At 50.5% G+C, this 16,659-nt stretch carries 11 protein-coding genes; 6 read left to right on the forward strand and 5 right to left on the reverse strand.

Annotated elements, in window-relative coordinates; all coding sequences use genetic code 11:
• The first annotated feature begins 22 nt into the window (after positions 1-22).
• The 3 genes from MKO97_RS05740 (at position 23) to MKO97_RS05750 (ending at position 2,540) form a co-directional block, all read left to right on the forward strand.
• Positions 23-913, forward strand: a complete 891-nt coding sequence (locus MKO97_RS05740) for a Brp/Blh family beta-carotene 15,15'-dioxygenase (protein ID WP_241105108.1) — start codon at positions 23-25, stop codon at positions 911-913.
• A 380-nt stretch (positions 914-1,293) separates the two neighbouring features.
• Positions 1,294-1,695, forward strand: coding sequence for a hypothetical protein (locus MKO97_RS05745; protein WP_241105109.1), 402 nt, complete (start codon positions 1,294-1,296; stop codon positions 1,693-1,695).
• A 506-nt stretch (positions 1,696-2,201) separates the two neighbouring features.
• Positions 2,202-2,540: a zinc ribbon domain-containing protein YjdM gene (locus tag MKO97_RS05750; protein WP_241105110.1), complete on the forward strand. Its 339-nt coding sequence runs from the start codon at positions 2,202-2,204 to the stop codon at positions 2,538-2,540.
• Between the two features lie 457 nt (positions 2,541-2,997).
• Here MKO97_RS05750 and MKO97_RS05755 read toward each other — a convergent pair whose 3' ends face one another.
• A complete protein-coding gene (locus tag MKO97_RS05755) occupies positions 2,998-5,745 on the reverse strand; it encodes an AsmA-like C-terminal region-containing protein (RefSeq protein WP_241105111.1) in 2,748 nt (915 codons plus the stop codon).
• A 184-nt stretch (positions 5,746-5,929) separates the two neighbouring features.
• On the opposite strand from MKO97_RS05755, the gene MKO97_RS05760 reads away from it, so the two are divergent.
• The 3 genes from MKO97_RS05760 to MKO97_RS05770 all read left to right on the forward strand — a co-directional run bounded on the left by MKO97_RS05760 (position 5,930) and on the right by MKO97_RS05770 (position 12,451).
• Positions 5,930-8,767, forward strand: coding sequence for a T9SS type A sorting domain-containing protein (locus MKO97_RS05760; protein ID WP_241105112.1), 2,838 nt, complete (start codon positions 5,930-5,932; stop codon positions 8,765-8,767).
• Positions 8,768-9,028: 261 nt separating this feature from the next.
• Positions 9,029-11,869, forward strand: coding sequence for a T9SS type A sorting domain-containing protein (locus tag MKO97_RS05765; protein WP_241105113.1), 2,841 nt, complete (start codon positions 9,029-9,031; stop codon positions 11,867-11,869).
• 249 nt (positions 11,870-12,118) lie between these two features.
• Positions 12,119-12,451, forward strand: coding sequence for a hypothetical protein (locus MKO97_RS05770; RefSeq protein WP_241105114.1), 333 nt, complete (start codon positions 12,119-12,121; stop codon positions 12,449-12,451).
• Between the two features lie 45 nt (positions 12,452-12,496).
• Here the strand turns inward: MKO97_RS05770 and MKO97_RS05775 are convergent, their stop codons facing one another.
• The 4 genes from MKO97_RS05775 to MKO97_RS05790 form a co-directional block, all read right to left on the reverse strand.
• Complete coding sequence (locus tag MKO97_RS05775; protein WP_241105115.1) at positions 12,497-13,990, reverse strand: T9SS type A sorting domain-containing protein; 1,494 nt, start codon at positions 13,988-13,990, stop codon at positions 12,497-12,499.
• Entirely contained in the window at positions 13,968-14,873 is a 906-nt protein-coding gene (locus MKO97_RS05780; RefSeq protein ID WP_241105116.1) for a hypothetical protein, read from the reverse strand. Before MKO97_RS05780 ends, MKO97_RS05775 begins: the two co-directional genes overlap by 23 nt.
• Positions 14,874-15,051: 178 nt before the next feature.
• Positions 15,052-15,447 (reverse strand): response regulator, encoded by a 396-nt coding sequence (locus MKO97_RS05785; protein ID WP_241105117.1) that lies wholly within the window; start codon positions 15,445-15,447, stop codon positions 15,052-15,054.
• Entirely contained in the window at positions 15,447-16,532 is a 1,086-nt protein-coding gene (locus tag MKO97_RS05790) for an ATP-binding protein (RefSeq protein WP_241105118.1), read from the reverse strand. Before MKO97_RS05790 ends, MKO97_RS05785 begins: the two co-directional genes overlap by 1 nt.
• Positions 16,533-16,659: the final 127 nt, after the last annotated feature.

Genomic DNA, 16,659 nt, shown 5'->3' on the forward strand with positions numbered 1-16,659 from the left:
TCTTTAAACAAAATTTATCAAGATGCCGAAATACGCCCGTTTTGCACTTGTTGCCAGCTTCGTCGGACTGTGGATTGATTCCTTCCTGTCGCATGCGGTTCAGGCGGTATTGGGGTTTGCGTTAATTTTCACCTTCGGGATCCTCCACGGGGCGAATGACCTGCAACTCATCCGGCACACCGATGCTTCCCTACCGACACGTAATCGCCGGCGAATGTGGGTCTATTATGTGGCGTTTGTGGTGGCGACGGCCGTACTTTTTTACCTGATGCCCCGGGTGGCGTTGGTTTTGTTCATTGTCTCAAGCGGCTATCACTTCGGCGAACAGCATGTATCGAAACACTTGGGCAACAGCGTACATAAAGGACTTCGCAAGGTGTTTTTTACGCTCTATGGGCTATTGGTGCTGTTCCTGGTTTTCTATTTCCACAAGGAAGAGGTGCAACAGATTGTGCTGGGGATTACAAACGACTTCGTTCCGTTGGCGTTTTTTGGATGGGGTTTGGCGTTGGTAGGTATGGGGGTTGCGCTATTGGGCATAACCATAAGCCTCCGCGACGCGGTGTTCCGGTCGGTGTGGGTGCGGGAACTGTTCTACCTGGGCGTGTTCGCCGTTTTATTTAAAGTATCCGGACTCATCTGGGGCTTTGCCCTGTATTTCATTTTATGGCACAGCATACCATCCCTGCTCGACCAACTTCGCTTTCTATACGGCCGGGCCGGGGTGGGGGAAGGGAAGCAGTATTTGAAAAACGCGCTCCCGTATTGGGGGATGGCGTTGGCCGGACTTTTCATATCCTACCTGTTGCTGCAGGACGAGTTGGTATTCGAACCGTTGTTTTTCTCGTTCCTGGCGGCGATTACGTTTCCGCACGTTTGGGTGATTTTGCGGATGTCGGAGGGGAGAAGTTGACACCCGGCAGTAGGGGTACGGATGCTGTTTTCTATCTTTAGGGCCGTAACCCGGAGAGTTCCGAAAAAAATACAGGGTAATGACTACTAAATTCCGCTATTTTTCTTTTTGTATTTTGCGTTGAAGATCGCTTCGAATGAAATGGGCCCGGCCTATTGCTCTAGCTCTCCAATTTCGAAACTATAAATCGCAATAGCAACCAGCTATTACATGCTCTTACGTAACGCCCTTATTTCCCAAAGCGTATATCCAACATCTCCTAATCATCCAAACATATGAGGCAGATCCTGTTTATACTATGTTGTCTACTGGCAGGCTGCGATAGTAAAGGCCATCGGTCTGTCACGACGCATAAAGACTTTTACGAAAAGTGCAGGCGTATGGTCCTGGACGAAAATAAGATGGGAACGAAGTACGAATTCAAAGTCGACGGTGCCGGAGTCGACGAGCTTTCGGTAAAATACCTTGGATATATTTTAAACTTAAAAGGAGATACCGTAAAAATTGTCAACTCAGTCAACTACACAGGCCAGTACGAAAGTTCCAAGAAAGCCAACGCAAAAATATGCATCTACGACCAGCACGGTCTGGTAGGATATTACGTAGTCGGAAGTGTATTCAGTCTCCCCATAGAAATCAAAGAAAATAGTTTGGTTTTTGAGAACAGACCAGAGTGTAACACGGCATCTAGTGTGAGTGTAAGGGATAGCATTCCGCAACGGATTTTTGTTCCTTGTAACGAAGGCGGAGGCGATCTGTATGAGTTGCAACACGATTTGTAGCGCTATCTACCAGGTAAATCCCGTTTACTACACACGACGTATAACGTTGACTGGCCAGCTATCGTGCATCGGGTCGGGTAAAAACAAGTCTGAGATTGGAAACACCGGACGTTATGAGAATAAAAATCAGCGCACTGTTCTTCTTTTTTCGATACTATTTTTCCCGATCGTCGTGTATATTGATCAAAACAGCTGACAAGCTCTGCTAGAAAAAGTCGGCACGGGTCACGCTCCTCAGTTCGAGTATAGATAAAGCATGGATAAAGCATGGATACTGCACGCGAATGTGACAGTTTTTAGTCTAAAACAGACCGGCCGCTCAAGCGAATCCTCCCGCGTCGGTGCGTCAAAAAGGGCGTTGCAAACGATCTGCGTCCCCAAACGGAAGTCGCGGCACCCGCCACTGATCAACCACCTCTACCCACTAACTACTCACACTACGATTTCACCCAAAAAAACACCCGCACCTCACCGCATTTTAGTACGTTTGCCCAAAATTTTTTAGTATGGAAAATACCACCTGCCCCGTTTGTCAGTCTCCTTACGCCTATCCGATGGACAGCCTCATGGTGTGCCCGGAATGCGGACACGAGTGGAACCCCGATGACGTACCACAGGCAGACGCCGCCAACGAGGTGCGCGATGCCAACGGAAACCTGCTGCAGGACGGGGACTCAGTGGTCACCATCAAAACACTTCCGGTGAAAGGATCGGCCCAAAGCATCAAGGCGGGCACGAAAGTGCGTAATATCCGCCTCGTTCCGGGAAGCGACCATAACATCGACTGCCGCATCGACGGTTTTGGGGCCATGGCGCTCAAATCGGAGTTTGTGAAGAAAGCGTGAGGGAGGCGGAGTGGCTTAGCTCCTGGGTAAAGAGTAACTGAGTAACTGAGTAACTGAGTAACTGAGTAACTGAGGAACTGAGGAACTGAGACCGGCTACTAACTACTGACTACCGACTACTGACCACTTACCTTTTTAGCACCTGTGTCCCTGAGTCCCTGAGCAAAGAGTAACTGAGTAACTGAGTAACTGAGGAACTGAGGAACTGAGGGTGTCGCCGACAAATAAAGGTCCAGTTACCAACCACTTCTATTTCGAGCGAAGCCGAGAAATCTAGGTGTTCCCCAATGTCGAGGTCATTCCGAGCGCAGCGAAGGACCTTATTGCGGAGCGCCTTAGCTCCTGAGTCCCTGAGTCCCTGAGCGCCTGAGCAAAGAGTAACTGAGTAATTGAGTGTCCAAACATGAACTACCAACCACCAACGACCCATCACTGACTACTGATTACTGACTACCGACTACTTCTGCGACTGCGACTGAGACTGCGACTCCTCCTCAATCTCCTCCGTCTTCTTCGAAAACACCTTAAACTTCGGGGCCGTGTGCGTACCGGTAACCGCTACCGGAACGCCAATCAGTCCAAATGGTGGCAGGCCCACCCGGATGCGAAGCGCGAGTTTGCCGTCGAAGTTGGTCTTGCCTTCAATGCGCAGGCGGCAAAGGGCAATCTTCATTTTAGTGCGCTCGATGGTGATGACGTTGCGTCGGATTCGGGTTTTGATATCGACTTTCGAAAGATCCGGGTCATCGATAGCGGATATGGTTTTACGGCTGAGGCCATTAAAGAGGCGAAGGCCCTTGACTTTGATTTTCTTCAGCGAAACGGTGCCGCCGCCTTCCAGTGAGGGGTAAATGGGCGACATATCGGGGCCCAGTTGTCCTTTTAAGTTGTAATCGACCGACACGATGCCCTGGGCACTCCCGGCTGAGGTGGCCATTTCGCGAAACATCGGAATCTCGTCATACGCACGGTGGATGTCGAAATCACGCGCCCGGAAACGAAGGTCAAACGCGGCACTTTGTGGCGTGAGGTCGTCGTACGAACCATCAAGCTGCAGCGTAGCGCCGGCAATGCCGAGTTGTGCGCCGTTGAGCGTGACTTTTCCACCTGAAACCCCAACTGTTCCTTTTACGTCGCTGAGTTTGAAGGTGTCGAACAGCACCTGCTTCGCGTTCGCGGTCAGCGAGACGTCGAGGTTGGTGGGCACTAAGGCTACGCCGGCCACCGTGGCAGTGGCTTCCCCCGCTTGTGGAGTAGGGGAGGCTGTTGTTACGGGCGCACGGAACTCATTCAGGTCAAGCAGGTCCGATTCCATACGGAAAGCACCGTGCAGGGTAGCCTTCTCCTCAAAAAAGTAATTGATGGCGTTGGTGAGTTGGCCGTTGAGTGTGAAATCGCTTTGGCCATAACGCGCAACGAAGGTATTGAACTGCATCTTTTCGCGGTTAAAGGCAAAAACGCCTTTCTCGATGCGGAGGGTTTTTGGCAGTCCCTCCATCCGGGTGTCAATCCGTTCTACCGTTAGTGTACCGCGGTTATTGAGTCGGTTATAGCGACCTTTCGTAGCATCGCTTTGTGTGCCTTTCAGGCGCACGTCGGCGGCAATACGTCCGTCAACGTCAAGTCCTTTCTGCCGGAATACGCGGTACAACCGTCCGATGTCGAGCGTGCCTTTCGCGCTGAGATCATAGGTGACATCGTCGAGGTTGGAAAACGACGCCTCCACCCGGAACGGATGACCGGCAAAGGTGAACGAGGCCGGCCGGATGGCGATTTTCGTATCGGCATAACGCCCGTTTTGGTTAGTAGCGGTAACGTTGAGGTTGAGGTCGGATACAGGCTCCGGATAATACGCCGTTTTCAGGTAGCCGTTGGTCCAGTTGAAGCGTCCGGTGGTGGTAGGAAAGAGGTGACGGGCCGCGCTGTAGGTACCATTCGATTGTATATTGACGTCGAGTTTTCCTTTCACATCTACCAACGAAACGCCCAGTGCACGGTTGAGTGCGGCCAGGTCGACGCCTCCCTTCATCTGCGCCTTTACGGAGGTTTCGCCCAGTTTTTTCAGTTCGACCGTCGAGCGGAATTGATCGTTCCCTAATTTGAACGAGAAAGGCGAGAGTTTCAGGTAAAAGTCTTCCGGATCGAGTGAGGGCAGGGCCGCGTCGAGGTTGAGTTGGATATCCGAGGCCGCCAGAGGCGCTTCCTTATATTGTATAAAGCCGTCGGTGATGCGGGTGTGGAACTTGAGGGTCGGACTCCGGTTCGTGCTCGCGTCGTACCGTCCTTTCAACGCCAGCATCAGGTCGATACGACCTTCTACCTTCGACTGGTCAAGCCAGGCGGTATAGGCCGGCGGAAGTGCGGTAAAAAGATCTTCAAGGTCACTGCCGTTGGACGTGGCGGCAATGTCAATATAGTACCCGCTTTTGAGGATGTTGACGACGCCTTTGAAATTGATCGGGAGTTCGTTGATCCGCAGGTCGTTGCGTTGCAAAGCAAATGTAAGGGCGTTGGTGTTGATGCGCGTGGTCAGTTCGGCGCGTACGTTCTTTTGGGCCATATACGATTCGCCGTCGTAGGAGAAGTCAAGCGATCCGATTTCGGCTTCGGTTTCGAGGTCGAAAACTGCCTTATCGAGGTCGCCTTTCCCCAAATAATTGAAATCATTTGCCGCTACACGGATCCTGGTCGAGCGGTCGTCATAGCGAAGGCGGCAGCGGGAAATCCGGATTTTGTCGAGTCGGAGGGAAGCCGATGAAACCGTGTCAGCCGGTTGGGGCGCATCGGCAATGTATACATTGTAATTCGCTTCGCCCTTCTCGTTGACCTTCACCTGTATGTCGGCATCGTCTACGTAGATTTCATCGATGGCAACGCGTCCGTTAAACAGTAGTTGCGACAGGTTGATGCCGAAACCGATGCGGTCGGCGGCGGCCAGGGTGTCTTTTTGAAAGGGCGCGGATCCTTTGAGGGAAAAATCATCGAGGGTGACGGTAAGCGAAGGAAAGTGGTCGAAAAACGACAGCCGCGCTTCGGAAAAGTTGAGCTCGCCGGTGAGTTTACGGTTGGCGAAGTCTTTCACTTCCTGGGCGATTTTGCCCGGGAACAGTATAGGTAAGAGGAACATCAGGAGCAGGACGGACCCCAATCCGATACCTATCCACTTCAAAATCTTGAAACTACGGCGTGACGGGCGCTTTTTCATGGAAGCGAATATACGGTAAATGTTAAATTTTATAAAATGTTACAGGGTACTTTCCACTAATAATGCGGCTTTCCGAAAAAAGCACGACGGAAAGCGTTTCCGAAATCGATTTTTTTCGATTTGCTACGCGCAACCTATTTACTTTTGTCTATCTAAACAACATAAACGCTTAAACAAAATAGCTATGAACAAACTTCGCCTCTTACTGTTTTTCGCGCCGTTGTGGTGTTTTTCCCAGAATGTCGTGTTTGCTGATCCCAACCTGAAAGCGGTGCTCACCTCCCCGGACGGTAGCTATGTTTCGGCCTTTTCTTTTAATGACGAGCCCATGGCGATTGACGCCAATGGCGACGGGGAAATACAAGTGTCAGAGGCGGAAGCCGTAGCCCGACTTGGGGTTTTCTACGGCAATATAACCAGTTTAGAGGGTCTTCAGGCCTTTGCCAATCTGAAGTCACTTGATCTGGTAGGACTCTACCTCGGCGGCGGATCGTTCGATTTTTCCGCGTTCACCAATCTCGAGTTGCTGACGGCATCCTATTGCCAATTAGGCTCTGTGACCCTGTCGAACATGAACGCATTGCACACGGCCTATCTGAACACCAACCAACTGACATCCGTCACCCTGACGAATCTTCCGGTATTGAAGAATCTTGATCTTTCTTCAAATGGCCTGCAAACAGTAGAATTTGTCAATCTTCCGCAACTGTATATGTTAGGATTGACAGCCAACCAACTGTCGAGCCTTTCGCTGTCGAACATGCCGTTGCTGATGGATGTAAATGTGTCGCAGAACCAACTATCGACGCTCGACGTATCGGGCTTACCGCAGCTTCAGAACCTTTCTGTGGAGCATAACCAACTTACGTCGCTGGATGTTTCACAAAACCCTGCACTTTACGGTTTGTACGTTCGGCAGAATCTCCTGACCGAATTGACGGTTTCGGGACTCCCGCAGTTAACCCAGCTTGCGGCGGGGCAGAATCTCCTTACTTCGGTAACGTTAGATGCGCTTCCTTCGCTTACGAGTCTTGATCTATCAGACAACCAGTTGGCCTCGGTTGATATTTCGGGCGTGCCGACCATCCAGGAACTCTTCATCACTTCGAACGACCTAACAAGTCTGGATCTCTCGGCTAATCCATCGATTGTGTGGCTGGAATGTGCCGGCAACCAATTATCGACGCTCAACATCACGAATCTCACCTCGCTATCGTATTTGGGTTGCGGATACAACCAATTAACGCAGTTAGACCTGCCGGAGTCGCCTTACCTGTTTCAGGTGAATTGTGGATCGAACCAGTTGACCACGCTTGATGTTTCAGGGTACCAATACCTATATACCCTTGATGTGTCTAACAACCAACTTGCTACGCTGGATTTTGGTGGGCTATACAACCTCGGCGACATTCATGTGGAAGGCAACCAGTTTGTGAACCTCGATTTCGCCGACAATAGCTACGCCTTTACAATTACGTTTCTTCCCAACGATCTGCTGCAGACGGTTAACCTAAAGAATAACGGCTACCAGAGTCCGTACTTTGTGTTCAACGATTATGTGAATGCGCCGGCATTGCAATTTATCTGCGTGGATGCTTTCGAACAGGCGGAATTCCAATACTACATCCAGGCGCTCAATCCGAATGTCATCGTGAATGGCTATTGCACGTTCGATTTGTCGGGTGAATACAATATTATCAGCGGAACGGTTCGTTTTGACTTCAACAATGATGGCTGTTCGGAGACGGATACCGCAGTGCCCTATGCAAAAGTGAGCATTTCCGACGGGGAAGTCGACGGAGCTACATTCACCGACGGCAATGGCTTTTATTCGTTTGTCGTGCCGGACGGAAACTATACCTTCTCAATCGACGGGGAAGCCTACCCTGGATTCACCGTTTCAGCCGGTGCTTCGACCGCTTCCTTTGACGAAACTACCTTTTCGGGTACTGTCAACGCCGATATTTGCCTGCTGCCCACCTCTGCGTTGTTCGACGGTGAAGTTACGGTATTGCCTTACTCGATTCCCTACTACGGCTTTGAAAGCTACTATATGATCAACGTGCGCAACAAGGGCAACCAGTTGCTGTCGGGCAATGTGGTGTTCAACTACGATTCGGCCGCAGCCGTCGCCACGAATGCCTTCCCGTTTGCGGATGCTACCGGAGTCGGCACGCTGACCTTCAACATCGACAACCTGCTGCCGTTCGAAACACGCACGATTTACGTCGGATTGACCTATAACACCATCGATTGGGAGAATATATGGAATGAGGCCGAGCCAATTTCATTCGAATCGATCTTCAATGTCAACCAGCCCGAAGCCACTCCGGAAGACAACGTATTCTCCTTCGTGCAGCCACTGGGTGAAGACGCCGTTGTTGAGAATGCCGTATATTGTATGGAAGGAGAGGAAGTCGATCCTACCGAAATCGGCGACTACCTGCACTACACCATCAACTTCCGTAACACCGGAGGCGAAACCGCACCATTCGTGGCACTGAAGTCGGATATCGATCCGGATCAGTTCGACATCAATTCGATCGAAATCCTGAATACGACCATGCCGGCCCAAATTAAAGTGGTAGGTAATATGCTGGAACTCGTATTCGAAGATGCGCAGCTACAACCCGGAGGCGAAGGAAGCGTATTGCTGCGTATGAAGTCGAAGGAAACCCTGCAGCCAGGCGACATGGTAGAATTCGGAACGGCTGTCTACCTCGATTACGACACTATGGTGCAGACGAATATGGCCCAAACCACGTTCACCGCGTCATTGGGTAACGACGACTTCACTACCGGATCGTTTACGGTATACCCCAACCCGGCGAAAGACCGTTTCCGTATCCAGTCGTCATCACCGGTTCGCAGCGTGGCACTGTATGACATCCAGGGCCGTAAACTCCGCGATCTCAACTACACCGAAGAAGGCGTGTCGGTTGAAGGTGTTCCGGCCGGCGTCTATTTTGTAAAAGCTACCACCGAGGCCGGCACCGCCGCGACCAAGTTGGTGAAACAATAAGCGATTAGACATGTTTTGTAAGGAAGGTCGTCTGGAAAGACGGCCTTTTCTTTTTTGAAGTAGTCACTCCGACGCTTTTTCCTGGAACTGACGTGAATGTTAAATTTTATAAAATGTTGCAGGGTACTTTCCTACTAATAATGCGGCTTCGCGAGAAAAACACGACGAAACGCGTTTCCGAAATCGATTTTTTTCGCTTTGTACGCGCAACCTATTTACTTTTGTCCATCTAAATAACACGAACGCTTAAACAAAATAGCTATGAACAAACTTCGCCTCTTACTGTTTATCGCGCCACTGTGGTGTTTTTCCCAGAATGTCGTGTTTGGTGATCCGAACCTGAAAACGTTGCTGACTTCAACTGATTCGGTAAACTACATTGCCTATTCCGAAACCGATGAGTTCATTACGAATATCGATGCCAACAGTGATGGTGAAATCCAGGTGTCGGAAGCACAGGCGGTCTGGAAATTGGGCATCCTATATGCCAACGTGACCAGCCTTGCGGGCCTCGAAGCCTTTTCCAACCTCCGTGTGCTGGACATATTCGGCCTTAATCTTACCGACCAGCAAGTTGACTTTTCGGTCTTCCCTGAGCTGCAATACCTCAATGCCGGCTACTGCCAGTTGACGTCGGCGGACATCAGCAACCTTCCGAACTTGGTGTTTGCCTACCTTCCAGGTAACGGCTTGTCTTCGGTCAACGTAGCTAATTTGCCATCCCTTCAAAGTCTGGATCTGACGAACAACTATCTTCAAAGCATTTCGTTGGAAGACCTTCCGCAACTGGCCTACCTGGGTTTGTCAGGTAACCAGCTTTCGTCGCTTACACTCTCGGGTCTTACACTCATGAACCAGTTGAACGTCTCATCGAACCAATTGACGTCGATTGATGTATCGGGTATGCCGACGCTGCAGGTGCTGTATGTCGACAATAACCAGTTATCGTCACTGGATGTGTCCCAAAACACTGAACTAATCATACTGTTCGCCCGCCAGAACCTGTTGACAGAACTGACGCTTCCTACGATGCCGAATCTCTTCCAGGTATCCGTCGCCCAAAATTTACTGACGTCGGTCAACCTGGGTTCACAGCCAAGCATTAAAATTCTGGATGTTACCAACAACCAGCTTCCCTTGTTGGATGTGTCGGGCGCCCCGGCACTCGAAGACCTGTATGTGGATTCCAACTTCCTCACTAGTGTAGATCTCTCAAATAACCCAGCGTTAAGGATGTTCCAATGCGCGAACAACCAAATAACCTCGCTTGCAACCGAAGGTCTGTTGAACCTGTCGTATATCAACTGCAACTTCAACCAATTGACCGAATTGGTGTTGCCTGATTCGGAGTATTTGTATGGGGTATACTGCAGCAACAACCAGATTACGTCATTGGATCTTTCCGGACAGGAATACCTGAGCTATCTGGATGTGTCCAATAACCAGATTGCGGAACTGGATTTCTCCGGTCTCTACTACCTTTCTGATATTTCGGTTAACGGCAACCAGTTCGTGAACCTGGATTTTGGCGACAATACCTACGCGTATCGCGTCAATTTTCTCCCTAACGACCTCCTCCAAACTGTTAACCTGAAAAATAACGGCTACCAGGATCTGTTCTTTTCACAAAATGATTTTGCGAATGCACCCGCGCTCGAGTTCATTTGCGTGGATGCGTACGAACAGTCAATATTCCAGTACTATATCCAGCAGGTGAACCCGAACATCATCGTGAATGGTTATTGCTCTTTCGACCTGTCCGGTGAGTACAACGTCATCAGCGGAACGGTTCGTTTCGACTTTAACAATGATGGTTGTTCAGAAACGGATACGGTTGTACCCTACGCCAAAATCAACATTTCCAACGGCGATGGTGACGGCGCCACGTTTACCGATGGCAATGGCTTCTATTCGTTTGTCGTGCCCGACGGAAACTACACCTTCTCAATTGATGCGGACGCTTACCCCGGATTCACGGTTTCAGCCGGTACTTCCGCCACTTCCTTTGACGAAGCGACCTTTTCAGGTATTATCAACAATGATATCTGCCTTCAGCCGACATCTACACTATTCGACGGTGAGGTTACGGTATTGCCGTACTCGATTCCTTACTACGGTTATGAAAGCTACTATATGATCAACGTGCGCAACAAAGGCAACCAGTTGCTGTCGGGCAATGTGGTGTTCAACTACGATTCGGCCGCAGCCGTGGCTACGAATGCCTTCCCGTTTGCGGATACAGTGGGCGTAGGCACCTTATCGTTCAATGTCGACAACCTGCTGCCGTTCGAAACCCGCACGATTTATGTGGGCTTGACCTATAATACCATCGAGTCGGAGAATGTGTGGGAGGAAGCTGAGCCTATTTCATTCGAATCGATCTTCAATGTCAACCAGCCCGAAGCCACTCCGGAAGACAACGTATTCTCCTTCGTGCAGCCACTGGGTGAAGACGCCGTTGTTGAGAATGCCGTATATTGTATGGAAGGAGAGGAAGTCGATCCTACCGAAATCGGCGACTACCTGCACTACACCATCAACTTCCGTAACACCGGAGGCGAAACCGCACCATTCGTGGCACTGAAGTCGGATATCGATCCGGATCAGTTCGACATCAATTCGATCGAAATCCTGAATACGACCATGCCGGCCCAAATTAAAGTGGTAGGTAATATGCTGGAACTGGTTTTCGAAGATGCGCAACTCCAGCCCGGAGGCGAAGGAAGCGTATTGCTTCGTATGAAGTCGAAAGAAACCCTGCAGCCGGGCGACACCGTTGAATTCGGAACAGCCGTCTATCTTGATTACGACACTATGGTGGAGACGAATATGGCTCAAACCACGTTCACCGCGTCACTGGGTAACGAGGATTTCACTACCGGATCGTTTACGGTATACCCCAACCCGGCGAAAGACCGTTTCCGTATCCAGTCGTCATTACCGGTTCGCAGCGTGGCACTGTATGACATCCAGGGGCGTAAACTCCGCGATCTCAACTACACCGAAGAAGGCGTGTCGGTTGAAGGTGTTCCGGCCGGCGTCTATTTTGTAAAAGCTACCACCGAGGCCGGCACCGCCGCGACCAAGTTGGTGAAACAATAAGCGATTAGACATGTTTTGTAAGGGAGGTCGTCTGAAAAGACGGCCTTTTCTTTTTTGGGAAATAGGAGTGGCGGCCGACGGGTTGTTCGAGTCCGGGAAAGGGTAGTCTTTTTTGATAGTATGGAATAGACCGTTCGCATTTTGTCCTAAATTTTAGTAGTTCGTCGGTTTAGGTAGGACTTTCGGTTTTCGATACCTATTTTTGATAGAACCCCATGATGAGCGTTGGCTCTGTTTAAAATACATGTAATGAAGTGGATGATACTCGTATGTTTGGTCAGCATGTCTGGCTATGCACAGGTGCGGTATGCGGATATGAAGATTTCACAGAATAGCTATCCGGATGTTTCCATAAAAGCGACCACGCTTGTCACAAAGGTGTTCCTCAAACGCGCAGACGATGGCCTGTGGCAAAAAGTGTACGAAGCCGAGGTGGCGGCCCTGAAATCGACCGAAATAAAGGACATAAAGAAAAGAGAACGGCGCAAGGCACGAGAGGAGGGAGAGCGATTGATGTTACTCCATGAAACCCCAAAGCCTGCAACGCGGGATACCATTCCGGAACCTGTACTGGTACGATAAGGCGATTGGAAAGAAAAAAAGGCGCCCTTTTGGAGCGCCCTTTGTTTACCGTTTGAGTAATTTCCGGGTGGTGATTCCGGATTTGGTATGGATCTTCACTGTATAAACGCCGGGAGGTAGTGGCGCGATGTTGACCCACGTTTCGGTTCCTTCCTGCCGGGAAAAAACCGGCATGTGACGCCCTGTAATATCATGCACCATTATTTCCGAATCCGTATTTGTCGACGTCACCCGTACGAATTCTCCAGCCGGATTTGGATAAATCACAAAATTATCGGTTTTGGGATCGGCAATCGATAAAGGCGCCAGTTCCGTCGTCACGGTGTTCGTTTGTACAGGGGCATTGAAATCAAAGAAAATAGCGGCGTTATTTTCGATGGTCGTTCCCTGGATAAAGTTGGATCCCGGTTTGATGCGATACGCAATCCACCCATGGCTCGCCACCGCGTCCTGGGTGGTTGCCGGCAGGTCGATGTTGTCAAAACGGAAGGTGACCAGGTTGTTTTGACGCGTGGTTTCGACAGGGTGACTGGTGCCTTCCACCGCGAACGTATTCCAATTAAGGAGGTCACTCAGGGCATTTTCTACACGCACATTCACCGCTTCGGCCGTCCCGGTATTCTCAAAACGGACAATATAATGGAGCCAGTCGTCAGCCTGTTCCTGCGAGATAACGGGGCCTTCCAGCACCGCAATGTCGTTCGGGTCAAAAGAGTTCACCACCGGTTGTGCAAATGACGTCGAATTGTTACCCAGGTTATTGTCGGGTTGGTTGGGTGTGACGGTTGCCGTAAACTGTAAAGCATCACCGATGTTGGCGGTTGGGGGAGGTGCGACGAGAAAGGTCACCCATATGTAACTGTTCTGCCATGGCGCCAGATCGGTGTAGCTAAACGTCAAGGTATCAGCGGTCTGCGCGATAGTTGTCTGGTCTGCACTTAAAAACGAGAGGCGCGTACTGTCGAATTGTACCGTGACGGTGCCCGAAGAAGTGACGTTGCCCACGTTTGAAAGGATAATCGCATAATAGGCCGGGAACCCGGGACGCGCATTTCCCAACGGATATAAACTGACCTGAACATCGTTGACAGAGGCAACCGGCGTATAACAAAAGTCCACTTGGTAGTTGGTGTTTTGCGTCGGATCGAGCACGGTCGTATACGTGCCCTCTCCTAAAAGCACGAGCCCGGCCGGAACCTCAGTAGCCATGATGGTCACAGGTCCGGTCGGTAAATTGAAAAAGCTTACGGTGCCGTCAGGCCCCGACATACCATAATAGGCGACATTCCCTGCCACTACGGTTACAACGGCACCTCCCACGGGTGACGATGATGACGTGCACCCCGTACCCTCGTAATCGGCGTGAAGCGAAACCGTCAGGGTTGTGGGTGTGCACTGCTCGACGATAAGGGCTTGTGTGTTAACGGTCACACAGGTTCCGTTTACGGTTGGAATCACCGTCCGGACGAAAACGATCTGGAAGCCGGTGGGTACACTTGGAAAGAAAATCGGATTCTCAATCGGATTCTGTCCGGTCACCGCATCGGCTTCTGACAGGTAAAAGGAAACGGCGGCGGATGGATATCCAGCGGAAAAAAAACGGGATAGTGCTCGTCAGGTCGAAAATACCCACGGCCGAACCTTCAAGCGCACAGGTAACCAAAGGCGGAGCGTTTACCGTGCCCGACGGTGCGGTAATCACTACGGTAAACTCTTGTAAAAGGCCGCATGGAAAAGGAGCCACAACACCTACAACCGCATTTTCCGAGATGACCGAACCCGGTGGGAGGTCCTGCCCATTTAGTGAGTAGTTTAGCCCCGCCGGGAGATCGGGTAGGGTGTAGGGTCCGCACGAGACGATATCGTCCATCGGTGAAACCGGATCCGGATGTACGACCGTAATCGTGAACGAACTTTCCGCCGAACACGGGCCATCCTGATTGTAGACGTAGAGGGTTTCGGTGGAGGTAATGATGGTGCCAGGAGGTATAATAACGCCGCCGCCGCCGGGCTCTGTGTGTATTTGGCCGAATGAAGGAACCGGGACGTTCCATAAATTACAAACCACTTCATTCGGAAGCTGATCTACCATTGCAGAACCCCATTCGAGGTTGAATTGTGTAATGGCATAGCTGTCATCCAGTAAACTGTCTACCCGGGCAAAAATCACCTGTGTGGGTTGACTGACAAAAAACGACGTTTGCTGGATGGCATTGGTTTCATTTTCGGCATCCGAACCTGTCGTGTAATAGGTCACATAGAAATACTGCGGATCCTGGGCACCGAGTATAATCGGCGTTTGAATGTTCAGGTTAAATACCTCGTTATTGCATTGTGACAGCGAAGGTGGTTGGATGGCCACGGTTTGGGCGTTGACGAGTCCGGAAAGGACAAACGCCAGCAAGAGTAGTATTTTTTTCATGTGGGTGTTTTGTTGGTTGGGAAAAGATGCAGCGAACGTTCGGAGATGAAACAGTACCCTTGGTTTTTTCCCTACCGTCATCCTTCTGGCAGCGGGACTAGAAAACATGAAACGCCAGCTATACCGGCGCTTTTCCGTTACTAACAAAAAGGAGGACAGCTACCGCTGAAAGCATGTGTTAAAGAGACGCCGCCATCTGGGTGAGCTTGTCGCGCGTAATCGGCTTGATGATATAGTCACATACGGCTTCGATGGCACGCGCACGACTGATATCGGCGGGTGTTATCGACGAGCTGACGATGTAAAGCGTAATTTTCTTCCCGAATTTGGGCAGGAGGGGGAGATAACTTTCCAGGAATTGCCATCCATCCATAATGGGCATTGAGAGATCCAACAGGATGATCTCGGGCAAATCACCGGGCGAGGCGAGGTGCGCCTTGAGGTAGTGAAGAGCATCCAGTCCGTTTCCGAACACCTTCATCAGTTCCAACCCCTGCGCGTCCGCGATTACTTTGGACGTCAGGTAGACGAAAATATCGTCATCGTCAATCAATATGATGGTTTTGGCGTTCATTACGACTGTTTGAATTGAATGTAAAACGTGCTTCCGGCATCGGGTTGGCTTTCTACCCAGATCTTTCCGCCCATCATCTCTACCTGGGCACGTGTCATATAAAGGCCGAACCCCTTGGCATCCGGATGTTTGTGAAAGACCTGCCGAATCTTAAAGATCCGATTCCGGTGCAAATCGAGATCCAGCCCTAACCCGTTATCGCGTACCAATAGCAGCACCTCGCCCTCCTCCATTTGCGATGCCAGGTGTAGGCACAGCGGACGTTCGGGCGAGCGGTATTTAAAGGCATTGCTGACCAGATTGGACACAATGCTTTGGAGATATTTCTTTGGAAAAACGACAGATGGCACGTTGAAATCTGTTGTCACCACGCAATCCTCAAAAGCCGGTTGTGCCCGATAGCCCTGCAGGATGGGGTCAACGATCGACTGGAAATCGAGCAGTTCTGATTGTACGGAAAGGTCACTTTTGATTTGCAACGTTTCGACAAGGTGTTCAAACGTCTCATTGAGATGACCCACCACCGGCCTAAGGCGCGCGGCCAGTTCCCTGAGGTCGTCATGTTCAGTGGCCATTTCCATATAGTCCGCCAGCATCGCAATATTCACCAACGGAGCGCGGAGGTTATGCGAGACGATGTGGCAAAAGTCGGTAAGCTGGGTATTCTGGTTGAGCAACAGTTCTTTCTGTTGCTGCAATATCCGGACGTCTTCGGCAATGATGACCTTAAGATCCGTTATGTTTTTAGAAATGATGCCAAGTCCGTTCTCCATCCGGAAAGCCTTTACGCGGAAGTGCGTGAATCCGGGCCCTAGGTGCGTCTGCATTTCATCAATAACCAGCGTTTGGCCCGTTCGAAGTACCTCGCGATATTGTTCCAGACGGCCGGTTGACTCTACATACGGCGACAGCTCCGTCATATGTTTACCGATGACCTCTTCGCGTGGCAGCTTCAGCACCTTAAGCGTGAATTCATTTGCGTCGACGCACGTGAGGTCAAGGTCCCATATGGAAAAAAGGACCTCGGCTTCGTGAAAGAATTCCGATCTTGAACGTGCTATATCCTGCTGTGCCTGAAAAATCATGGACCGACAAATGGTGAACGCCTGGGCATTCAGGTAAAGTCGGTAAAGCTAGCCTGAAATTGTGTTATTTTCAAATTTTGCGAAAATAAATCGACAATCGTAAGGTTTTTATGTACAAAACGCATTT

It is taken from the genome of Flavobacterium sp. HJ-32-4 (genome assembly GCF_022532105.1).
In the GTDB taxonomy this organism is placed as follows: Bacteria; Bacteroidota; Bacteroidia; order Flavobacteriales; family Flavobacteriaceae; genus Flavobacterium.